Source organism: Herbaspirillum seropedicae (genome assembly GCF_001040945.1).
Lineage (GTDB): Bacteria > Pseudomonadota > Gammaproteobacteria > Burkholderiales > Burkholderiaceae_D > Herbaspirillum > Herbaspirillum seropedicae.
The window spans coordinates 2,583,381-2,606,183 of record NZ_CP011930.1 but is presented as its reverse complement, the minus strand read 5'-3'; the positions used below and the strand labels follow the sequence as shown (position 1 = coordinate 2,606,183).

Sequence of the window (22,803 nt, the reverse complement as noted above, 5' to 3'; positions counted from 1 at the left end):
CCGCGTCTGCTGGCGCGGCCGGCTAGTGCCCCCCAGGATCATCTTCCCCCACCAGTTCCTTCACCCTGCGCGCCAGTACATCGGCGGCGAATGGCTTGGTCAGCACCTGCATGCCGCGCTCCAGGTGGCCGTGGTTGAGCACGGCGTTCTCGGCGTAACCGGTCACGAACAGCACCGGCAGGTCCGGGCGCGGAGCGCGGATGGCGTCGGCCAGCTGGCGGCCATTCATGCCGTTGGGCAAGCCCACATCGGTGAGCAGCAGATCGATTTCCTGGCAGGCCTCCACCACCCGCAGCGCCGAGGGACCATCCTCGGCCTCGAGCACGCTGTAGCCCAGGTCCCGCAGCACCTCCACGGTGACCATGCGCACCAGCGGTTCGTCATCCACCACCAGGATGGTCTTGCTGCCGGGGGCGGCAGGCACATGGCTTTCCTCCGGCAAGGCCAGGTCGTCCACGCCGCCTTCGCCCACATGGCGCGGCAGGTAGATGCAGACCATGGCCCCCTGCCCCAGCTCGGAATAGATGCGTACGGTGCCACCCGATTGTCCGGCGAAGCCATACACCATGGACAGGCCCAAGCCGGTTCCCTGGCCGGTCGGCTTGGTGGTGAAGAAGGGATCGAAGGCGCGCGCCACCACCTCGGGCGACATGCCCGCGCCGGTGTCGCTCACGCTCAGCGATACGTACTGGCCCGGCGGCACGCCGCGCTGCAAGGCGCCGATATCATCCAGCCAGCGGTTGGCTGTTTCGATGGTCAGCCGCCCGCCATGCGGCATGGCGTCGCGGGCATTGATGCACAGGTTCAGCAAGGCGTTTTCCATCTGACCGATGTCGACGAAGGTATGCCATAGTCCGCCGGCGGCGATGGTTTCCACGGCGATGGCCGGGCCGACGCTGCGGCCGATCAGTTCGTGCATGCCGGCGACGATGCGATTGAGGTCGGCCGGCTTGGGGTCCAGCGTCTGCCGGCGCGAAAAGGCCAGCAAGCGCTGCGTCAGCGCGGCAGCGCGCTTGACGGCCGACTGCGCGCCATTGAGATGACGTTCGATATCGCCGATACGGCCCTGGGCCAGCCTGACCTTCATCAGCTCCAGGCTGCCGCTGATACCGGCCAGGATATTGTTGAAGTCGTGCGCCAGGCCACCGGTCAGTTGGCCTACCGCCTCCATCTTCTGCGCCTGGCGCAGGGCTTCCTCGGCATTGAGCAAGGCGGCGGTGCGTTCTTCCACACGCTGTTCCAGGGTTTCATTGAGGGTGCGCAGGGCCGCCAGGGCGCGGTCGCGTTCGGCCTCGACGGCGCGGCGCCCTTCGATGTCGATGAGCACGCCCGGGAACTTGCTGGGGATGCCGTCGGGCGTCATCTCCACCCGGCCATTGGCCTCCAGCCAGTAGTAACGGCCATCGCGGCGGCGCGTGCGGTATTGATGGGCGTAGGCGCCACCACGCGCCAGCGCTTCGCGGATGCGCGCCGACAGCAGCTCGCGGTCGTCCGGATGCACCGACAGCATGAGCTCATCGAGCTTGATACCGTCCAGCCCACGTTCGGCGGGAATGCCAAAGGCAGCGGCAAAACCATCGTCCACGCTGAAACGGTCGCTGGGCAAGTCCCAGATCCAGGTGCCGATGATGGCCCCGGCCTCCAAGGCCAGCTGGACGCGCTCGACGTTCTCGCGCAGGGCGGCTTCGGTGCGCCGGCGCGCGGTGACGTCGCGAAACAGCACCGACACCTGGCGCATCTCTACCGGTCCCACCCGGGTGGCCGATACCTCGATGTGGCGGGCGGCAGCCTTGAACTCCTGTTCGAAGCGCACCGTCTGGCCGGTCAGCAAGACCTTGCCATAGATGTCCAGCCAGACCTGGGCATTGTCGGGTTCGACCTCGCGTAGGCGCTTGCCGACGATGCCTTCGATGCCGGTGTGCCGGTGGTAGCCAGAATTGGCCTCGATATGCACATAGTCGCTCAACGGACCATGCGGACCATCGATGAATTCGATGATGCAGAAACCGTCGTCGATGGCCTCCAGCAAGGCATGACGGTAAGCGCTGCTCAGCAATGGCGGGCTCTGTGTGGCCGGTTGGAATTCCAAGATAACGCCTTTCGTCGTCCAAAAATGTACACGGTGAGCGTCATCGGCCAGCATGCAGCATCACCAAGGTAGAGCTTGCGGGCATCTTAATGGAATCCCCTGGGACATGTTCGCCAATGACGAACAAAATTGCGCTCATGAGATGCGATATGCATTCCCCCTGCGACACCTTGCACAGCCTGTGCTCTGTTTTTTATCTATCCGGGCGGTCAGACCCAGCTCAACAGCAAAACGCTCCCTGGAATCGCAGATTTCTTTCGCTCCAGCGGCGGGCCGCCCGCCATGCTCAGCGGCCCGCCAGTCCTTGCGCCACCAGCCAGTCCTGCACCAGCGCCGCTATCTGGTCGGAGTTGGCGTCCATCATCATCAGGTGGCTGTTACCACTGATGCCGCGCGCCGGCAGGTCGATCTCGTCGGCCCGTCCGCCCTTGGCCTTGAGGGCGGCGATCATCTTCTTCATCGGCGCCTGGATGCCCTGCCAGCGCGGCGTGGCGGCGATCTTGTCGCCCCAGACGAAGAGCAGCGGCACGCGGCTCAACGGTGTCAGATCGACCTTGTCCGGATCGAGGGCGCCGGAGGGCTCGACACCGACCACCGCCTTGATCTTCTCCGGATAGCGGTTGGCCAGCGTGTAGGCGAAGGTACTGCCCTGGCTATGGACCATGAGCACGCAGGGGCAGACGCGCTGGACCAGGGCGTCGTAGGCGGCCTCGGTGGCGGCGTCATTGGTCAGCCAGCGCGGCACGCCCTGCTTCATGAACTGGTCGAAGGCGGCCACCGGGAACTGGGTATCCGGATAGGCGCTGCGATGCGCGGCATCCTGGTAGCTGCCGGCGGGGCCGATGCGAAACAGTTCCCAGGCCTCCTTCTTGGTGCGAAACACCGGCTCGCTGCGATAGAGCTCCGGATATCGCGCCCACGAAGCCCGTCCCCGCTCCACCGCATCCGAGACGTAGACATCATGCCCGGCCCGCAGGAAGAACATCTGCCAGCCAGGCCGCCCGTCCGGCGTGCTCTCCCAGGTCACGCCGCTGAGGCCGCCGCCGTGCCACATCAGCAAGGGATAAGGCGCGCGCCGCGCTGCCGGGGCCAGCCTGACGTACTGCACATACATCTGGCCCACCTCGAACTCGCCGTTGGGATCGATGCGGGTCAGCGGCGAGGTGGGCGTGAAGCGCACCTCCTTGGCCGGCAAGCCATCCAGGGTGGCCTGGCGTCCGCCGATATGGAAGCTGCCGACCTCGGCCACGGCCACCGGGGCCTGCGCACGCTCGGAGGCGGGTGTCGTGCAGCCTGCCAGAAGGATGAGGCCGGCCAGGGTGAGCGCGGCAGCGCCATGCTGTTTCATGTTGTCTCCTTGTTGTTGATGTTGATCGGCTCGTCATGCGCTTGCTTACCGCGCCCGTGCGGCGCAGTCATCCGACGCTGCCTGCCCCGGCGAGATCAGGGGGATCACCGCCGCCACCGGTGCCACCAGCGCCAGCGCGGCCGCTGCACCTGCGCGCGCGGCCAGAGCGCCGCTGTCGGCGCCGATCTCGGGATGGGAAAAGCTGCCGCGCACATGCAAGGGCGTACGCAGCGACAGGATGCGGACCTGCTTGGTGCGCGGGTGGATGTCCAGGGCCAGGGTCTGCCGGCCCAGGTCGACCTGGCCGCCCACGTCGATGGCGGCGTCTTCGGTGTTGAGGATGCCGTGCCGGATGGTGGCCTGGCCGTGCTGGATGGCCACGTCAGCGGCGCCGCACAGGAGCTTGACCTGCTGGTCGCGATAGAGCTTGGCGAACACCGCATTGGCCAGGTTCAGGCCGGCGGCCTCCAGGATGAACTGGCTGATGGTGCCTGGGCCCAGGTCGGCCTTGATCTCGCCATCGGCGCTGGCCAGCACGGCGGCGGCGGAATTGCCGGTGGCCGACAGCGTGGCCTCGCCGTTGAACTTGCTGAAGCTGGCCTTGAGGCTGGCCAGGCGCGGAAACAGTTCTCGCACCTGGGCATCCTGCAGGCGAATCTGCAGGCGGGAACGGATGTCCGGCTGGCGACCATCCAGCCGCACTTGCCCCTGCCCCTGGCCGCCGGCCATGTTGAAGCGCAAGGGATCGGCGGTGAGCACCTGGTCCTTCAGGGTCAGCGTGGCAGCGGCCTGCTGCCATTCCAGGCCGGCACGCCATTGCACGCGCTTGGCCTGCAAGTCGATGTCTGCATCCAGCTTGGACCAGCGCTCGGGCTGGGCCGGTTTGGAGGGCTTGCCTTGGTCAGCGTCATCGCCGGGCAGATAGTCGGACAAACGCAGCAGGCCGGCCTCGGCCTTGACCTTCAGATGGTTCTTCGGCGGCCCGCGGACATACTGGGCATCACCGGCGAAATCGCTTTCGCCGACCTTGCCGCTAAAACCGCTGTAGCGCCAGTCCCAGGCCTTGGTCTGGGGATCGAGGCGGGTGATGGTCAGCGCGCCCTCGGTGTGGAAGGCCCGGGTGGCGGGGAGCGGCACGCCGGTGGCCGGATAGAGACGGTCCAGGCTGTCGCCTGCCAGGCCGATGCGCAGGTCGGCCCGGCTCAACTGGTGCGGATTGATCAGGTTGCCGGAGAGCTGCGTCTGCACACCGCCGATGTCGCCCTCGGCCTGCAGGGGAAAGACGCTGCCTTCGTTGAGCAGGTCGGGCAAGGCCCCGCCCTTGATCTGGCCGTTGACCTCGGCCTGGCCGTAGCGCCCGGTCACGGCGGCCTGCAGCACCAGGGCGGCGCTGTCTTTCTGGTTGGTGGCGGTGGCGTTGAGGGGACGGGCGTCGAAACGCAGGTCCAGGTCCAGCGGCAGCTCGACATAGCGGATGAGCGCATGGCCGAAGACGATGCGATGGATGTCGAAGCTCCAGCGCGACCGGGGCTGGCTGGAAAAGCGCCAGTTCTTGCGCTGGTCGTCGGCGCGCTCCATGACCAGGTCCAGGCCCTCGACACGCAGGTCGGTGACGTGCCAATGCCAGTGCAGCAGCGGCAAGGGAGAAAAGCGCACATCCAGGGCGGCGGCGCGGACCAGATGGTCGCTGCTGTGCGCCCAGTCGGGGTTGCCGATGAAGAGGCGCTCGGCGCGCAGGCGCAGTTGCGGCGCCAGGCGCGCCAGGGCGCCGGCCTCATCGTCGGCTTGTGCAAGGCTCCAGGACAGGTCCAGGTTGCCATCGACGCGGATGTCGCGTCCGAGTGCGGCAGAAAGCTGCCGGCCCAGCCAGGGCTTGGCGGAGTTCCAGTCCAGCAGCGGCACCGCCAGCGCCAAGGCCAGCAGCAGCGCCACCAGCAAGGCCGCCAGCGCGGCCAGAGCGCGGCCCAGCAGCTTCATCCACGGCGACGCCGACCGCCCACGATATGGCATTTTGCCTCCCTTCCCGTTCTCTTGTTCTTGTGGTCCAAGCGCAAGAGTATCAGGTCGGGAGCCGCCGCTGGCTATAGGAAGAGATGCCGGCCCCTTGTCAGCGGGACGGCATGGCTGGGCTTCAGAAGGTTTCCCAGGCGTCTTCGTCCACCCGCGCCGGCGCCTTCAAGGCAGGCGCAGCTGCCACGGTAGGCGCCGCCGTAATGGCCGGCGACACCCGGGGCCGTGCTGTCGGGGCGCGGCTGGCCGTGGGCGCGGGGGCTGCCGGGGCCAGCGCCGTGCGCACTGGCGCTGCCGGGATGCTCGCTGCGCCCTGCTCCAGCTTGAAGATGCTGATGGACTGGGTCAGGCGCACGGCCTGTTCCTGCATGGACTTGGCCGCAGCGGCAGCCTGTTCGACCAGGGCGGCGTTCTGCTGGGTGCCCTCGTCCATCTGCGTGACGGCGCGGTTGATTTCCTCGATGCCGCTGCTCTGTTCGGCACTGGCCGCGGAGATTTCGGCCACGATATCGGTCACGCTGCGCACGCTGCTGACCACTTGTTCCATGGTCGCGCCGGCTTGCGCCACCAAGGCGCTGCCGCCTTCGACCTTGCCCACCGAATCCGCGATGAGGGCCTTGATTTCCTTGGCGGCGGCGGCGGAGCGCTGGGCCAGGCTGCGCACCTCGGTGGCGACCACGGCGAAACCACGGCCCTGCTCGCCAGCGCGAGCGGCTTCCACGGCGGCGTTGAGCGCCAGGATGTTGGTCTGGAAGGCGATGCCATCGATCACGCCGATGATGTCGACGATCTTGCGCGAAGACTGGTTGATCTCGTCCATGGTGTGGACCACGCGCCCGACGATCTGGCCGCCCTGCAAGGCGATCTCGGAGGCGGACACGGCCATCTGGTTGGCCTGGCGCGCGTTGTCGGCGTTCTGGCGCACGGTCGAGGTCATTTCTTCCATGGCCGAAGCAGTCTCTTCGAGCGAACCGGCCTGCTGTTCGGTACGGGCCGACAGGTCCAGGTTGCCGCTGGCGATTTCGCCCGAGGCCGTGGTGATGGACTCGGTGCCGCGGCGCACGCCGCTGACGATCTCGATCAGGTTGTCATTCATCTTGCGCAGCGCCTGCATCAGTTGACCGGTCTCATCGCGGGAATGCGGCTCGATGCGCGTGGTCAGGTCGCCGGCAGCGACGTTCTCGGCCACGCGTACGGCTTCGGTGAGCGGCTTGACGATGGAGCGCGCCATCAGATAGCCGAGGATGATGGCCGCCAGTACAGCCGCCATCGAGCAGGCCAGCGTCACCTCGATCGCCATTGCGCCATCGGCCACTGCCTTGGCGCCTTCGGCCTGCAACTGCGCATCCTGCGAGTCGGCAAAGGCGCGCGCCAGCGCCAGGTAGTTGTTCTGGGTATCGGTGATCTTGCGCAGCACGTACTCATCGGCCGACGTGCTGTTGCCCGCCTTCACCAAAGCCAGGAAGTCGGCCTTGCTGGCGTCGAAGGCAATGCGTGCCTCATCGAGGGCCTTGGCCTTCTTCTGGCCGACCGCCGTGACCTGGCGCGCAGTGATCTTGTCCAGCGCTTCCTTGGTCTGCTTGACGGCGACCTCGAGCTGGGCGAAGCGCTTTTCGTTGGCCGGGCGGTTCTCGATATCGATGGCGATGCCGCGCAGGTACTTGATCTGCTCGTTGACGCCGTCGCGCAGGTCGAAGGCCCAGCGTACCTTCAGGTAGCGGTCATTGACGATCTGGTCGATCGCACGGTTGATGTTGTTGATCTTGATGAAGGCGGTCACGCTGACCACGGCCAGCAAGGCCACGATGAAGGCGAACACAGCCGCCAGGCGCACGGCCACCTTGAGATTCTTGAAATACGCAAACATGGTTCTTCCCTATGCTGTTCATGTGTTGGCTGTCTCTCCAGTTCTCTCGAAGATCCAGCTTGTTATTGTTGAACAGCGACGGCGACGTCCACTGAAGCGTTTTTATTCTGGTGCTCGCAATGATGGGGCATTACATGCTCTGCGGCAACAGTTGCGTGCGACTATTTGCTGAAGTGTGGCAAAGTCATCACACAACTAGATGTGTAGATGTATTCACTGAAACAAGTCCTTAGAAGACCACCCCTGATCCGAGGATGATGTTGGCATAAGGCGTGCATTCACCGGTGCGGATCACGGCGCGGGCGCGACGGGTCTGCTCCTTGAAGCTTTCGTGCGATACGCTGCGCTTGCCGGCCAGTTCCAGCGCGGTGATCTGCGCGGCCAGCATAGGGCTGACCTGGGCCAGTTCATCAGCCACCACATGGAATTCCACCTGCAGCTCGCTGAGCACCGTCTCCAGCACCGTCAGAAAGCCTGGCACGCCGCGCGTGACGGCCAGGTCGATGACCGGCACGCCGGGCGGCACCGGCAGGCCGACGTCACCGATGACCAGGGTATCACCATGACCCATGGTGGCAATGACCTGGGAAATGGCGGCGTTGAGCAAGGCTGTCTTCTTCATGTCGATCCTGGGCTTGACGTGTTAGAGCACGACTTCGTCGCGGGTGGGAATGGAGGTCTGCGCACCCACGCGGGTGACGCTCAGTGCGGCTGCGGCCTGGGCATAGGCGATGGCCTCGAACTGGTCGCGCCCCTGGGCGATGGCGCCGATGAAGCCGCCGATGAAGGTGTCGCCGGCCGCCGTGGTATCGACCGCCTGCACCTTGCGCGCGGGCAGATGGCGCTGCTGGCCGTCAGCGAAGGAGCCATAGACGCCCTTCTCGCCCAGCGTCACCACCACGTTGCGCGCGCCCAGGTCGTGCAGCTTGCGCGCCAGCATGGGAATGTCTTCGGACTGTTCTTCGGCCAGCATGGCGGCCTCGATCTCATTCAAGATCAGGTAATCGATCTTCTGCAGCAGTGCACGCGGCAGGGCCTGCGCCGGGGCGGGGTTCAGCACCACGGTCTTGCCCAGCGCGTGCGCCAGTTCGATGCTGTGGATGACGGTGGCCATCGGCACTTCCAGTTGCAATAGCACGATGGAGGCCTGTTCGATCAGCGCGCGGGCGCGTTCGATGCGCTCCACATCCAGCCGGCCATTGGCGCCGGCGGCGATGACGATACTGTTCTGGGCGTTGGCGTCGACCATGATGGAGGCGATGCCGGTGGCTTCGCCCGCCACTTCGTCGATGTAGCGGTCATCGATGCCGCAGGCGGTGATCGATTGGCGCATCTGGCCGCCGAAGGCGTCGTCGCCCACGCAGGCCACCATGGCCACGCGGGTGCCGGGTGCGGCCAGGCGGGCGCAGGCCACGGCCTGGTTGGCGCCCTTGCCGCCGGGGATGGTCATGAATCTGTCGCCGGCCAGGGTTTCGCCCGGCAAGGGCATGCGCGGTACGCGCAAGACCAGGTCCATGTTGACGCTGCCGATGATGACGATCATGTGTGCTCTCTAGTTCTCAGGTCGGATTGACGCGCGGGGCGGTCGAGCCCCGCAGCTGGAGTTGCGGCGCTACCGTCTCGCGGCGCGCCGGCAGGCTGGGGTCGGCGATGCGTTCCAGCAGGAACTGCGCGGTCAGGTTGCCCAGCTTGCGGGTGTTCTGCGCCACTGTGGTCAGCGGCGGATGGACGAACTGGGCCAGTTCGATATCGTCGAAGCCCACCACCGACAATTCGCCCGGCACCTCGATCTGCAATTCGCCGGCGGCGCGCAGCACGCCGATGGCCATCATGTCGTTGCAGCAGAAGATGGCGTCCGGACGCTGGTCGGCCGGGCGTCCCTGCAGCAGGCGCATGGCGGCCTGGTAACCGCCGATGCCACTGAAGTCGGCATGCAGCAGGTCACTGTCGGCCAGGGCCAGGCCGCCCTGCTCCAGGGTCTGGCGGAAGCCCCGCACCCGTTCGTCCGACAATTCCAGCCCGTCAGGACCGGCGATGCAGGCCACGCGGCAGCGGCGCAAATCCAGCAGATGGCGCGCCGCCAGGCTGCCGCCGACGGCGTTGTCGGTGCTGACCAGGTCGATGTCCAGCTCCTTGGGGGCGCGGTCCAGCAGCACCGTGGGAATGTCCAGCTTGCCGGCCGGATTGAGATCGGCCTGGTTCAGGGTGGCGATGATGAGGCCGTCGCAGTGCTTGGTCTGCAAGACTTGCAGGTAGTCGCGCTGCTTGTCGGGGTCGTCGTCGGAATTGCACAGGATGACGCTGTAGCCGGCGCCATAGCAGTGGTCCTCGATCCCGCGCGCCAGTTCCGAGAAATACGGGTTGGTGTTGTTGGGGATGATCAGGCCGATACTGCCGGTGACCTTGCTGCGCAGCGAGCGCGCCAGGGCGCTGGGCACGTAGTCCAGTTCCTTGACGGCGGCCAGCACGCGCTCGCGCGCGTCACTGCTGACCGGACGCGTCTGGTTGAGCACGTGCGAGACCGTGGTGTAGGACACCCCGGCCAGCCTGGCGACATCCTTGATGGTGGCCATGGCGTCTTCGCTTAGCGCGCGTGGCGTTGGCCGCGACGGCGATAGGTATCCAGGATCACGGCCACCACGATGACGGCGCCGGTGATGATGCGCTTCATCGGTTCGCTCACGCCGACCTGGGCCAGGCCAGCTTCCAGCACCGAGATGATCAATACGCCGATGAAGGTGCTGACGATGGAGCCCCGGCCGCCCATCAGGCTGGTGCCGCCGATGACCACGGCGGCAATGACCTGCAGCTCCATGCCCACGCCGCCATTGGGGTCGGCCGCTTCCAGGCGCGAGACCTGGAACAGCGCGGCGATGCCAGCCAGCGCACCCATCAGGGCAAAGGCCAGGATCTTGCTGGGATTGGGGTTCACGCCGGACAGGCGCACCGCTTCTTCATTGGTGCCGATACCGATCCAGTAGCGGCCCAGCACGGTGCGGGTCAGCACCAGCTGGGCAATGATGACGATGGCGATGGCCGACAGGAAGGCCGGCGACATGCCAAAGAGGATGGGCGAGCTGATCACGTCCACGGCGCTGCCGATGTATTCGGTGCGCGAGTTGGTGACCTGGTAGGCCAGGCCGCGGGCGATTTCCAGCACGCCCAGCGAGACGATGAAGGAAGGAATGCGCCAGTGCACCGAGACCATGCCGGTGAGCGTACCGCACAGCGCCGCCACCACCACGCCCAGGGGCGCAGCGGCATACAGCGGCCAGCCCCAGCGCACCATGGCCATGGACAGCATGGAGGCCGCCAGCGCCATCACCGAGCCCACCGACAAGTCGATGCCGCCGATGATGAGGATGAAGGTCATGCCCACCGACATCACCACCAGCGGCGGGATGTCATTGGAGAGGGTGATGAAGGTGGCCGCGCTGAGGAAGTTCTCGCTCAGGAAGGCGAACATCACGCACATGGCCAGCAGCGCCGCCATCAGGCCCAGGTAGTTCTTGAAACCGGCCAGGTAGGCCGCTTGCCGGCTGGCGGCGGGGGTAGAGGAAGAAGTTTGCATCTGTCTCGTTGATTCTTGGCAGTTGATAGTCGGGCCGCGGATGCCGGCCCCTCAGGCGGTGTTGCCCGCCACGTGCGCCGCTGCGGCGGCTTCCTGGCGTCCCACGTAACCACTGAAGGCCGCGGCCAGGATGCGTTCCTGCGACCAGTCATCGCGGCTGAAAGTATCGGCAATGCGGCCCGCACTCATGACGGCGATACGGTCACAGATCTGCATGAGCTCGCGCAGGTCGCTGGAGACCACCAGCAGGCCCTTGCCTTGTGCGGCCAGTTCGGCGAAGAGGCGATAGATATCGGACTTGGCGCCGATGTCGATGCCGCGCGTGGGTTCGTCAAACAGCATGATGGGGCAATCGCGGTACAGCCAGCGCGCAATCACCACCTTCTGCTGGTTGCCGCCCGACAGCTCGCCGGCGGCCTGGGCCACGCTGCCGCTGCGGATGCGCAGCTTCTTCACGTAATCCTGCGCCACGCTGCTCTCGGCGGCATGATCGAGCATGCCGCCACGGCTCACGCTGCCCAGGTTGGCCAGCGAGGTATTGACGCTGATGGCTTGCGGCAGCAGCAAGCCCTGCCCTTTGCGATCTTCGGTGACCATGGCGATGCCAGCCTTGACGGCATCCTTAGGACTGCGGATGCGTGCGGGCTCTTGGCTGTCGCCGATGAAGATCTCACCCTGCTCGGCGCGGTCGGCGCCGAAGATCAGGCGTAGCAGTTCAGTGCGGCCCGAACCGATCAGGCCGGCAATGCCCAGCACTTCGCCGGCATGCAGCGCCAGGCTGGCGGGATGCACGACCGGGGCGCGGCCCAGGCCGCGGATGCGCAGGACCGGCGCGCCGATGCGGCGATGCTCGGCATCCAGGTCGACCTTGGTCAATTCGCCGGCCATCAGTTGCACCAGTTGCTCGGTCGAATAGCGACCGATGTCATCGTTGCAGACCAGCTTGCCATCGCGCAGGACCACGATGCGGTCGGCGATGCGCTTCAATTCTTCCAGGCGGTGCGAGATGTAGATGATGGCCACGCCTTCGGCGCGCAGGCGCTCGATGCGCGAGAACAGCAATTCCACCTCGCGGTTGGTCAGCATGGCCGTGGGTTCGTCCAGGATCAGGCAGCGGCAGCTGCCGATCAGGTTGCGCGCGATCTCGACCATCTGCTGGTGGCCCAGGCCCAGGTCGCCTACGGGCGTCCACGGGTCCAGCTCACCGAGACCGACCACTTCCATCTGGGCGCGGGCGGCCTCGGCCAGCTTCTTGCGGTCGATCCAGCCGAAGCGGCGCGGCAGTTTTTCCAGGAACAGGTTTTCGGCAATCGACAGCGTGGGGATCAGGTTCAGTTCCTGCATCACCATGCGGATGCCCAGGCCTTCTGCCTGGGTGCGTGAAGCCGGTGCATAGGGCTGGCCATCGAGCATCATGCCGCCGGCGCTGGCATCGACCAGGCCGCAGATGATCTTGGAGAGCGTACTCTTGCCGGCGCCGTTTTCGCCGGTCAGGGCCAGCACCTGGCCGGGACGCAGGTCCAGGTCGATGCCATCGAGCACCGGGGCGGCGTAGCGCTTGCCAATGCCGGACAGGGTCAGCAAGGGCGAGCCTTGGGAGAGGGAGTCGTTGGGCTGCATGGTTCTGTAGCGCGCAAGGAGGGAGAGGCAAAGCCCTGCCCCCGGGAACGGGCGCAGCGCTTTGCAGAGAAGACGCTAAAGGGCGTCGGTATTACTTGGTGACCAGCGAGACCTTGGTCTCGACCACGCCACCCAGGGCGCTTTGCGGCTTCTTCTCAGACAGCGCCTTCAAGGCGGTCTCGATGCCGAAGACGGCTTGCTGCTGGGCGAACTGGTCAACAGTGGCCAGCACGCGGCCATCCTTCAACATCGGCTTGATGGCGTTGATGTTGTCGTAGCCGACCAGTTGCACCTTGCCGGTCTTGCCAGCGGCGCGGATGGCGGCCACGGCGCCCAGCGCCATGTTGTCGTTGCCAGCCAGGATGGCCTTGATGTCAGGATGGGCGTTCAGGATCGACGCAGCGACCTTGTTGCCCTGGTCGATTTCCCACTGGCCCGACTGCACGGTCACCACATTGGCGCCGACATCCTTCATGGCGTCCTGGAAGCCCAGCGTGCGCTGCTGTGCATTGAAGGTGGTGGAAACGCCTTCGATGATGGCGACCTTGTCACCCTTCTGCAGTTGCTTGCCCAGGTAGTCGCCGGCCAGCTTGGCGCCCTTGCGGTTGTCCGGGCCCACGAACGGCACGGTGATGCCCTTTTCCTTCAGGGCGGCGTCGTCCAGCTTGTTGTCGATGTTGACCACGATGATGCCAGCGTCGATGGCCTTCTTGACCACCGGCACCAGGGCCTTGGAGTCCGCCGGCGCGATCACCAGGGCGTTGACCTTGGAGACGATCATCTGCTCGACGATCTTGATCTGGTTGGCCGTGTCTTGCTCATCCTTGATGCCGTTGGCGATCAGGTCGAACTTGCTGGCGTTGGCCTTCTGGTATTCGCGAGCGCCGTTTTCCATGTTCAGGAAGAACTCGTTGGCCAGCGACTTCATGACCAGCGCCACCTTGGGCTTGGCCGGGGTCTGCGCCATGGCGGCGCCGGGAAGGACTGCACAGGCCAGAGCGGCAATGGCGAAATGACGGCGGGTGAATTTGTTCATCTGGGTCTCCAGTATTGATGTTGCCGGCGTTTCCCAGGGCCTGTTCACACTTAATCTGCGAGTGCGAGAGGTCGCCAAGCGTTGACTGCCTAGGCGCAGCGACGCGCCGTGGTGGTGCCACGGCAAGGAGCTGCAACAACGGCAGGCGACGCTTGGCGGCCTCTCCCGGAGGGTTGCCCCCAGAAGGCGCGCTGGCCGCGTTGCACGTCAGGGCTGGTGGCACCACCACCAGCCCTGACGCGCGCCTTGCCACCCCGCCTTCTGGGGGCAACGCATCTCGCAGATTAAGTGTGAACAGGCCCTAGATGGACGCCGTTATCGGTGCGCAAACGTTTGCGCGGAAAGGAGAATAGCACCGCGTTTTGAGAAAATAAAGCCTCGACTACAGCTTTTTTTTGCATCTCGCAGGAGAACCAACCGGCATTTCAGATATCGCCGCGCTGGCGGAAAACGAAAAACGGCGAGCCGCCCCGAGAGGAGCGGCTCGCCGTTAGCAGCCTGTTCAAAACCCGCCAGGGCTCAGTCGATGCGCCTGTGCTGCGGCCCGCGCGCCCTCGCCTGCCGGGCCCTGAGCCAGTCAGGCAGCCACAGGCGATAGACCAGATAGCCGCCAAACGCCCCCGCGGCCACCACGAAGTAGACCACGTACCAACTCAAGAAGGACCCGCCCCACGACAGGACCCGTTCCAGGATATGCATACCATTTCCCCATCAACTACCGCCACCACCACGCCTGCCCCCAGGCACAACCCCATCGACGCACTGCCGCCCTGCCGCTTTTCTAGTGGCCCACCCCGGTGCGCCGCCATACATAAGCGCCGAAGGCGCAGCTCCCCACGAGCACATACATCGCATACCACACCAATGCCTGGCCACCATAGGCCATCAGCAGCTCGATGAACTTCATCGACGTCTCCTCATCTTTCTGGCTGCTGCGCTGATATTCGCGCAGCTTATCATCACCAGGGATGAAAATGCCCGCAGGCAACATCCCTGACATGCTGCAGGTGCTGCTGCCACGTCCGTCCAGCCTGACGGCCATCCGGGCCGCGTCTGCATTCACCTGCGAGCCCATCTTGCTACTGCCAAAAGATGATGTAAAGCATGCCTTGTTTCGCGTAGCAGCATTTTGCACTTGCCCGCGCCGCTACGGCAGAGCTTCACCGCAAGCATGATGCCTTTTTGGCAAAGGCGTCCTGCGGGGAGAGCGCGGCTGCCAGGCTTGATTATCGGTCAACATTTTGCAGTGCAAAACAAAAACTTATGGATTCGTCGTCAAACGGCGACTTATCGCTGTATTTGATTGACAACTACGGCTCACAGCCGCTCAGCTAGCGGCCCCGCCCCGCGATGCATCGAGCAAACGCGGGCCGAAAGAGTCATTCACCCAGGTGATGTCTTGCGCCACAATACCAGCGTCCCCAGCAAGCCTGCGATCACCGAGCCGCCCAGTACGCCCAGCTTGAGCTTGGCTTCAAAATCAGCCGCCAGCCCCTGGAAGGCCAGTCCGCCGATGAACAGGCTCATCGTAAAGCCGATCCCGCACAGCATGCACACGCCGATGAACTGCCGCGTCGTGGCCCCGGCCGGCGCAGTCGCCAGTCCGCTGCGCACCATCAGCCAGGCTGCGCCAAAGACCCCGACCGTCTTGCCCAGCACCAGGCCAGCCGCAATGCCCAGCGGAATGGGTTCGAGCAGGCTGCCCAGCGACATGCCCTGCAGGGAGACGCCGGCATTGGCGAAGGCGAACATGGGCAGCACCAGGAAGGCCACCCAGGGATGCAAGCCATGTTCCAGCGCCCCGGCCAAGGGCTGGTCGTGAGCGTCGCGCATGGGAATGGCCAGCGCCGTGACCACACCGGCCAGCGTGGCGTGGATGCCCGACTTTAGTACGCAGACCCAGATCACCAGACCCACCAGGATATACACATCGGCGCGACGCACCCCGCTGCGATTGAGCAGCAGCAGCACCAGGCTGCCCAGGCCGGCGCCGGCCAGCATGCCCAGCGAGAGATTGTCGGTATAGAACAGGGCGATGACCACGATGGCGCCCAGGTCATCGATGATGGCCACGGCCGTCAGGAACACCTTCAGCGAGGTCGGCACCCGCGAACCCAGCAGCATCACGATACCGATGGCAAAGGCGATGTCGGTGGCCGCAGGGATCGCCCAGCCGCGCAAGGCGACCGGGTCCCCCAGATTGATGAGGGCGTAGATGGCCGCTGGAACTACCATGCCGCCCAGCGCGGCCGCTGCCGGCAGGATGGCCTGCTTGCGCGAAGCCAGCTCGCCTTCGACGAACTCGCGCTTGATCTCCAGTCCCACCAGGAAGAAGAACACCGCCATCCACAAGTCATTGACCCACAGCAGCAGCGGCTTGGACAGCACCACCAAGCCACCGATATCGACCGTTCCCTGAATACGGGTAAAGGCCGCGTAGGCCTCGCGCCATCCTGAATTGCTGATCACCAGCGCCAGCACGGCGGCGATGGCCAGCACGATGCCGCCAGCGGCCTCGTGCGCGAAGAAGCGGGCGAAGGCGTTGCCGCCCTGGATGGGATGGGGGGATTGACTCAATGGAAGGCTCCTTGTTGCCAGGTTGATAGCAGCCCTGACTGTAACAAGGGAAAAGCGTTTCACCAAATTTTCTCACCCGCATCAGGCTGGCGCGCATCTGATCGACGGGCATAAAAAAAGGGCCGTCCCTCTCCACAGGAACGGCCCGACCCTCCACACCACAAACCTGCCTGGCGGCTTGCACCGCCTGCGCCCTTCTGCTTTCAGCTTTCAGCCGAAGGACGCGTCTTGATCTTTCAACGGAACACCAGCACCGGCACCTTGCTACGGGCCAGCAGCTTCTGCGTCTGGCTGCCCATGAGCAGGCGTCCCAGGGTGGACCTTGCCTTGGAAGCCATGAAGATGGCGTCGCAATGTTCGCGTTCGGCCACGCGCATGATTTCTTCGTAGGGGCGACCACCCTGGGCCACCTGCACCGAGCAGGGAACACCTTCCTGGCGGGCCATCTCGGTGATCATCTCGACACTGGCCAGCGCCCTTGCGCGACCAGCTTCACCGGCACGCGCCACATCCACGCCGACGCTGACCTCAGGGATCGACAATGCGCGCAGATTGCCCGATACCGACAAGCCGACCAGGCTGCTGCCACAGCTCTTGGCCAGGGCAATGGCCGCCTTGACCGACTCGTTGCACAGACGGGAACCGTCGGTTGCCAGCAGGATGTTCTTGAACATGATGACCTCTCGGGTGACAGAAATCGTATGACTGCATACTAAGCCCCCGACTCCTGAGACGACTTGACATGCATCAAGCGCCACCAGCCCCTAAAGCAGAACTGGTGCGGGCTTGCGCTGGATCAAACCAGGCGCGCCGAAAGGACGGCGACCTGCCCGCAGGCAAGCGGTCAGAACACGTTCTGTGACACGGCAGGCTCTGTGCAAGGACGGTAGCTCAGGAGGTGTGCCTGCTGCGCGGCGCGGCGCGGCATGGACATGGACATAGGCAAGGCAAGCTGCCTCGCCGCCTGGTTCAATCTTTCAGCAGCGCGGCCAGCGCGTGGCGGTAGTCTTCCCGCGCGCGGTCGTCGAGCGCATGACGCCCCTCCTTGACCACCTGCCGGCCGCCGACGTAGACATCACCGATCATCGGTCCATCGTGTTCGCAGAACACCAGCGCCGAGAGCAATTGCGTGCTGCTGCGTTGAGCCAGGTTGACATGGTCGGGATCGAGCACCACCAGGTCGGCGCGCTGGCCCGGCATCAGCCCTGCCACGGCCCGTCCGGCCGCCTGGGCGCCGCCTGCCAGCGCCTGGCAGAACAGTCGGTCAGCCACCGCTGGCGCGTCGATCACGGCCAGCACGTTGCGGCGGCGGTGATGCAGGCGTTGCGCATATTCCAGCAGGCGCAATTCGGCGCGCAGGCTGATGGCGATATTGCTGTCCGACCCGATGCCCCAGCGCGCTGCACTATCGATGAGACGGGGCGCGTCGATGACGCCGTCGCCGAGATTGGCTTCGGTGGTCGGACACAGTCCCACCACCGCGCCGCTGCCGGCCACGGCGCGGTACTCCTCGTCGTCCATATGGGTGGCGTGGACCAGGCACCAGCGCGCATCGACCGGCTGCGAAGACAGCAGCCACTGCACCGGACGCTGTCCGCTCCAGGCCAGGCAATCCTCGACCTCGCGCAATTGTTCGGCCACATGGATATGGATGGGCGCATCACTGCCGCCAGGCTGTCCTGCGAGCCCCGACAGCAGTTCTTCCAGCCCGGTCGGCGCCACCGCTCGCAGCGAATGCGGCGCGACGCCATAACGGCGCATGTCATTTTCCGGCATGTGTTGCAGCAAGCGCTCTCGCAGTCCGAGCAGCCAGGACGGAGCAGCGACGAACCGGCGCTGCTCGGCCGACACTGGCCGGCCGCCCAGGCCGCCCTGCTGGTACAGCACCGGCAGCAAGGTCATGCCGATACCGGACTGGCCGGCGGCCTGCAGCAAGGGCCAGGCCATTTCTGCCGGATCGGCATAGGGTGCGCCGTCCGGGGCGTGATGCAGATAGTGGAATTCGCAGACCGAGGTATAGCCGGCCTTGAGCATTTCGATGTAGGTCTGCCGCGCGATGGCTTCGAGCTGCCGGGGCTGCAGGCGCTGGGCAAAGCGGTACATCAGCTCGCGCCAGCTCCAGAAGGAGTCCGCGGGACTGCCCATGGTCTCGGCCAGCCCCGCCATGGCGCGCTGGAAGGCATGGCTATGCAGATTGGGCATGCCCGGCAGCACCGGGCCGCTGGCCAGCGCAGCGCTGCCGCGGGCACTGTCGGGCGTGACGTGCGTGAGGCGGCCCGCGCCGTCCCAGCGCAGCAGGACGTCGCTGCGCCATCCTTGCGGCAGCAAGGCCAGCGGACAGAACAGCGCGCCGTTGGCGCAGGCGTTCTCCGGTGCCTGGTCGAGGTGGTGCAGGTCTTGGTCGCCGTGCGATGCCATGTGCTCACCTTCTTTATTCTTGCAGGTAGCCGTAGTCTATCGCGGACTCATCCATGCCGCTGTCAGCCAGACGTCAGTTTCCATCGGCGACCTGACGCGCCAGCATGGTCTGGAGGAAGCTGCGGGTGCGTGCCTGCTGCGGAGCGGTGAAGATGGCGCCAGGCGGTCCGGCTTCGACGATGCTGCCGTGATCCATCACCACCACCACATCGGCCACCTCGCGGGCAAAGCCCATTTCGTGGGTGACGATGATCATGGTCATGCCTTCGGCTGCCAGCGCACGTATCACCTGCAGCACCTCGCCCACCAGCTCGGGGTCCAGCGCCGAGGTGGGTTCGTCGAACAGCATCACCTGGGGCTCCATGGCCAGCGCACGGGCGATGGCCACGCGCTGTTTCTGCCCGCCCGAGAGCGTGCCGGGGTAGGCCTTTGCCTTGTGCGCCAGGCCGACCTTCTCCAGCAGCTGCAGCGCCTGTTGCTGGGCGGCCTTGCGCGACATCCCGCGCAGGCAGGTGGGGGCCAGCGTGATGTTGTCCAGCACGGTCAGGTGGGGAAACAGGTTGAAGGACTGAAAGACCATGCCCACTTCTGCGCGCAGGAGGTCCAGCATGGCTTCCGGCATCATCCGACCGCCCTCCACCACCGGGCGCCCGCAGACCTTTACCGTGCCGCCCTCGGCCTTTTCCAGCCCGTTCAGGCAACGCAGGAAAGTGCTCTTGCCGCTGCCGCTGGGGCCGATGACGACCACCACCTGGCTGGGTGCGACGCTGAGATCCAGGTCCTTGAGCACTACGTGGGCGCCGAAGGATTTCCTCAGGCCGCTGACCTCGACGATGGGCTCGGTCATCACACCCTCCCTTCGGAGCGCAGCACTTTTTCGACGCGGCGCAAGATCAGCGTGGTCACGCTGGTGAGCAGCAGATAGATCAGCGCAATGGCCAGATAGGTTTCCAGCGAGCGGTAGGTGACGCTGATGATCTTCTCTCCCTCGTGCATCAGGTCGGCGATGGTCAGCAGCGAGACCAGCGCCGAATTCTTGATCAGGGCGATGAATTCATTGCCCAGCGGCGGGATCATGCGCACGAAGGCCTGCGGCAGGATCACGCGCCGCATGGCCATGCGGTAAGGCAGGCCCAGCGAACGCGCCGCCTCCATCTGGCCGCGCTCGATGGACTGGATGGCGCCGCGCACGATCTCCGAGACATAGGCCCCGCTGTAGATGCCCAGCCCCAGGATGCCGCAGACGTAGGCCGGCAGGATCACGCCCACATGCGGCAAGCCAAAGAACCACAGGAACAGTTGCACCAGCAGCGGCGTGCCGCGCACCAGGGTCAGGTAGATCGTACACAGGCCATAGATCACGCGACGCTGCGGTGACAGGCGCCCCAGGCCGACCAGCAGGCCCAGCACGCAGCCCACCACCAGCGAGGCCGCGGTGATCTCGACTGTCACCAGGGTGCCGTGGACGAGCGAGGGCCAACTCTCCCAGACGCCCGAAAAATCCAGTTTCATGCAATGCTCCAGAAAAAAGAAGCGCCCCGGCCACGCTGGATCGTGCGCGGACGAGGCGGTGCTTCATGCAGAGGGAACCAGGACCGGGAGGCGTGGCTTACTCGCTCTTGCCGAACCACTTGTCGGTAAGCGCCGTATAGGTACCGTTCATGCGTAGAGTTTGCAAGGCCTTGTTGAGTTGCGCGGTCAGTTCGGTATCGCTCTTGCGCAGGGCAAAGCCGTACAACTCGGTGGTCAGCCCCTTGTCCAGCACGCGCACCAACGGCTGGGTGCGGGCATATTCGACCGCTGCCGGACGCCCCGTGACCACGGCATTGACGCGACCGGTGGCCAGCAGGTCGAACATGGCCTGGTTCTTCTCGACCTCCACCCGCTCCACGCCGGGGAAGTTGTCCTTGAGGTAGCCCACCGACTTGGTGCCAACCTGCACCGAAACGCGCTTGCCCTTGTTGAGGTCTTCCGGGACCTTGATGCTGTTGTCGTCACGGCGCACCAGCACGGCCAGCCCGCCACGGTAGTAGGGGTCGCTGAAGTTGACCACCTTGCGCCGTTCGTCGGTCATGTAGATGGCCGAGGCGGCGATGTCGAAGCGGTTGGAGACCAGGCCGGGAATCAGGCCCTTGAAGTCGATGTCGATCCACTGGACCTTCTTGCCCATAGTCTTGGCCAGGGCTTCGATCAGTTCCACGTCAAAGCCGGTGCGCTTGCCATCCTTGACGAATTCCATCGGCGGGAAGGTGGCGTCGGTGCCGACCCGGATCACCTCACCGTTGGCGTGGGCGGCCGGGACAGCCGCGATCAGCAGGCTCAGGCTGGCCATGCCGGCGCAGAGCAGCTTGGAGAATGTCTTCATGATTTCCTCAGTAGAGAAGATTGGCTGGACGCCGGGCTTGCCGGCACGATGTCAACAGATTGACCTGGCGTCCTGACTGCTGCGCCTACCCCGCGGCGCGCAGCTTGGCCGCTCTTGCTAAGTCCTACGATAAGGCAAAAAGGCAAAAGGCAATTAAGGCTTAAAAACGGTTACAGATGCGTTGGGCCGATTCCAGCGTCATGCGCACCAGTTCCTGCTCGCGGTTGCCCACACGCAGCGCCGGCGCCATCAGGGTGATCGTACCTTCCAGGCGGCCATTGGAGGTCATGATGGGCACCGAGACACCCCATACGCCCAGATCGACCTCGCTTTCGCTGATACAGTAGCCGCGCCGGCGGATTTCTTCCAGCTGTGTTTCCAGGGCGGCCAGTTCCTCGGGCTTGTCGCCCAACTGGTCGGTCAGCAGCTTCTGCTGCAGCTTGCGCGGCATGAAGGCCAGCAGGCTCTTGGCGGAGGCGCCCTTGAGCAGCGGATGAGCGCGGCCCTTGGTGAAGGAACAGCGCAGCGGCTGATCGCTTTCTTCCATGGCGATGCACACCATCTGCCCGTTGATGGCCACCAGCAGGCCGACGCTCTCGCCGCTGCGCTGGACCAGCGAGCTGATCTCTTCGCGGCTCTGGCTGACCAGGTTGGAGTTCTGGTCGAAGCCCCAGGCCAGCTGTACGCCGGTGGGGCCGGGTTCGAAGGTCCCGGAGTTCATGTGTTCCTGCAACAGCCCCCACTTCTTGAGGGAGGCCAGATGCCGGTACACGGTACTGACGGGTTGTTGCACCATGGCAGCGATCTGCTTGGCACTGACGGGCTTGCCGGCACGGGCCACGCCTGCGAGGACGTGGAGTACGCGGTCAACGATAGTAGAGGTTTGAGGAGAGTCCATGGCGGCAATGTACGGTGAATTTCTCATTTTGGGTGAATCATTCCCACATATGAGGAAGATATTTGAAAAAATTTGAAAGCTGATTTCACATTTTCCCAACAGCTGGCTGAATTTTCTCATCCCTAACGAAAATTGCCTCATGCTATTTTTTAACTACCCAGTGCCGAAAATATTTCGGTGTCGACACTTCTTCCATTTTTAGGGTGAAGTGCTATGATTAAGCCACTCTTTGATCACAGATTGTCGACACCATGAGTGAGCTCATTTCACTACCCGGCAATGACCGCGAGGGCGAGACCTTGTCGGAACATGTTTTCCGCAAGATCCAGAGCGCCATCGTGCAAGGCGAGATCGCCCCCGGCAGCAAGATTTCCGAGCCCGAACTGGCGCGCACCTATGGCATCAGCCGGGGTCCGCTGCGCGAAGCGATCCACCGGCTGGAAGGCCAGAACCTGCTGGTGCGTGTGCCCCACGTGGGCGCGCGGGTGGTCTCGCTGACCCTGGAGGGCCTGGTCGAACTGTTCCAGATCCGCGAATCGCTGGAAGGCATGGCCTGCCGCCTGGCCGCCCAGCGCATGAGCCGGGCCGAGCTCGATGAGCTGCGCCGGGTGCTCGATACACACGAGAAGGACGAAGCCTTCCAGGCCGGACGCGGCTACTACCAGCAGGAAGGCGACTACGACTTCCATTACAAGATCATCCAGGCAAGCGGCAACCAGATCCTCACCCGCATCCTCTGCGGCGAACTTTACCAGTTGGCCCGCATGTACCGCATCCAGTATTCCGCCACCCCGCACCGCCCGCGCCAGGCCTTCGCCGAACACCATCGCATCCTCGACGCCCTGGCCGACGGCGACGGCGAACTGGCTGACCTGCTCATGCGCCGTCACATCGGCGCGTCACGCCGCAACATCGAACACCAGATCGCGCAGGCCCAGGCCGGCGGCGCGGGAAAGCGGGCCGGACAAGCCTCCGGCGCATGAGCCGCACCAGATAAGCCGATA

General features: G+C 64.9%; 20 protein-coding genes. 1 reads left to right on the top strand and 19 read right to left on the bottom strand.

Going from position 1 to position 22,803, the window contains the following annotated elements:
• Positions 1–22: 22 nt before the first annotated feature.
• The 19 genes from ACP92_RS11490 to ACP92_RS11400 all read right to left on the bottom strand — a co-directional run bounded on the left by ACP92_RS11490 (position 23) and on the right by ACP92_RS11400 (position 21,799).
• Positions 23–2,089, bottom strand: a complete 2,067-nt coding sequence (locus ACP92_RS11490; protein WP_013234280.1) for a hybrid sensor histidine kinase/response regulator — start codon at positions 2,087–2,089, stop codon at positions 23–25.
• A gap of 286 nt (positions 2,090–2,375) precedes the next feature.
• Positions 2,376–3,437, bottom strand: a complete 1,062-nt coding sequence (locus ACP92_RS11485) for an alpha/beta hydrolase (protein WP_013234279.1) — start codon at positions 3,435–3,437, stop codon at positions 2,376–2,378.
• A gap of 45 nt (positions 3,438–3,482) precedes the next feature.
• The gene (locus ACP92_RS11480; RefSeq protein ID WP_013234278.1) at positions 3,483–5,447 is read right to left on the bottom strand and encodes an AsmA family protein; all 1,965 of its coding nucleotides are present in this window, start codon (positions 5,445–5,447) and stop codon (positions 3,483–3,485) included.
• A gap of 121 nt (positions 5,448–5,568) precedes the next feature.
• Positions 5,569–7,314, bottom strand: a complete 1,746-nt coding sequence (locus tag ACP92_RS11475) for a methyl-accepting chemotaxis protein (protein WP_013234277.1) — start codon at positions 7,312–7,314, stop codon at positions 5,569–5,571.
• Between the two features lie 229 nt (positions 7,315–7,543).
• Entirely contained in the window at positions 7,544–7,936 is a 393-nt protein-coding gene (gene rbsD, locus ACP92_RS11470; RefSeq protein ID WP_013234276.1) for a D-ribose pyranase, read from the bottom strand.
• 21 nt (positions 7,937–7,957) lie between these two features.
• Positions 7,958–8,857: a ribokinase gene (gene rbsK, locus ACP92_RS11465; RefSeq protein ID WP_013234275.1), complete on the bottom strand. Its 900-nt coding sequence runs from the start codon at positions 8,855–8,857 to the stop codon at positions 7,958–7,960.
• A 16-nt stretch (positions 8,858–8,873) separates the two neighbouring features.
• Positions 8,874–9,887 carry a LacI family DNA-binding transcriptional regulator gene (locus tag ACP92_RS11460; RefSeq protein WP_013234274.1) on the bottom strand — a complete coding sequence of 338 codons (1,014 nt, stop codon included), beginning with the start codon at positions 9,885–9,887 and terminating at the stop codon, positions 8,874–8,876.
• An 11-nt stretch (positions 9,888–9,898) separates the two neighbouring features.
• The gene (locus ACP92_RS11455; RefSeq protein WP_013234273.1) at positions 9,899–10,885 is read right to left on the bottom strand and encodes an ABC transporter permease; all 987 of its coding nucleotides are present in this window, start codon (positions 10,883–10,885) and stop codon (positions 9,899–9,901) included.
• A 51-nt stretch (positions 10,886–10,936) separates the two neighbouring features.
• Positions 10,937–12,505, bottom strand: a complete 1,569-nt coding sequence (locus ACP92_RS11450; RefSeq protein WP_013234272.1) for a sugar ABC transporter ATP-binding protein — start codon at positions 12,503–12,505, stop codon at positions 10,937–10,939.
• 91 nt (positions 12,506–12,596) lie between these two features.
• On the bottom strand, positions 12,597–13,541 hold the full coding sequence (locus ACP92_RS11445; RefSeq protein WP_013234271.1) for a sugar ABC transporter substrate-binding protein: 945 nt from the start codon (positions 13,539–13,541) through the stop codon (positions 12,597–12,599).
• 519 nt (positions 13,542–14,060) lie between these two features.
• Positions 14,061–14,240 (bottom strand): hypothetical protein, encoded by a 180-nt coding sequence (locus tag ACP92_RS11440; protein ID WP_041310695.1) that lies wholly within the window; start codon positions 14,238–14,240, stop codon positions 14,061–14,063.
• An 82-nt stretch (positions 14,241–14,322) separates the two neighbouring features.
• A complete protein-coding gene (locus ACP92_RS11435; RefSeq protein ID WP_013234270.1) occupies positions 14,323–14,616 on the bottom strand; it encodes a hypothetical protein in 294 nt (97 codons plus the stop codon).
• A 308-nt stretch (positions 14,617–14,924) separates the two neighbouring features.
• A complete protein-coding gene (gene nhaA / locus ACP92_RS11430) occupies positions 14,925–16,118 on the bottom strand; it encodes a Na+/H+ antiporter NhaA (RefSeq protein WP_013234269.1) in 1,194 nt (397 codons plus the stop codon).
• A gap of 236 nt (positions 16,119–16,354) precedes the next feature.
• Positions 16,355–16,792, bottom strand: a complete 438-nt coding sequence (locus tag ACP92_RS11425) for a universal stress protein (protein ID WP_013234268.1) — start codon at positions 16,790–16,792, stop codon at positions 16,355–16,357.
• A 295-nt stretch (positions 16,793–17,087) separates the two neighbouring features.
• Entirely contained in the window at positions 17,088–18,536 is a 1,449-nt protein-coding gene (locus ACP92_RS11420; protein ID WP_013234267.1) for a formimidoylglutamate deiminase, read from the bottom strand.
• Between the two features lie 73 nt (positions 18,537–18,609).
• Positions 18,610–19,383: an amino acid ABC transporter ATP-binding protein gene (locus tag ACP92_RS11415; protein WP_013234266.1), complete on the bottom strand. Its 774-nt coding sequence runs from the start codon at positions 19,381–19,383 to the stop codon at positions 18,610–18,612.
• Positions 19,383–20,048 (bottom strand): amino acid ABC transporter permease, encoded by a 666-nt coding sequence (locus tag ACP92_RS11410; RefSeq protein ID WP_013234265.1) that lies wholly within the window; start codon positions 20,046–20,048, stop codon positions 19,383–19,385. The genes ACP92_RS11415 and ACP92_RS11410 overlap by 1 nt, the downstream gene beginning before the upstream one ends.
• A 97-nt stretch (positions 20,049–20,145) precedes the next feature.
• Positions 20,146–20,901, bottom strand: a complete 756-nt coding sequence (locus ACP92_RS11405) for a glutamine ABC transporter substrate-binding protein (RefSeq protein WP_013234264.1) — start codon at positions 20,899–20,901, stop codon at positions 20,146–20,148.
• Positions 20,902–21,061: 160 nt separating this feature from the next.
• On the bottom strand, positions 21,062–21,799 hold the full coding sequence (locus ACP92_RS11400) for an IclR family transcriptional regulator (protein WP_041310693.1): 738 nt from the start codon (positions 21,797–21,799) through the stop codon (positions 21,062–21,064).
• A gap of 251 nt (positions 21,800–22,050) precedes the next feature.
• Between ACP92_RS11400 and ACP92_RS11395 the strand changes: the two genes are divergently transcribed.
• Positions 22,051–22,782: a GntR family transcriptional regulator gene (locus ACP92_RS11395; RefSeq protein ID WP_013234262.1), complete on the top strand. Its 732-nt coding sequence runs from the start codon at positions 22,051–22,053 to the stop codon at positions 22,780–22,782.
• The last annotated feature ends 21 nt before the right edge of the window (positions 22,783–22,803 follow it).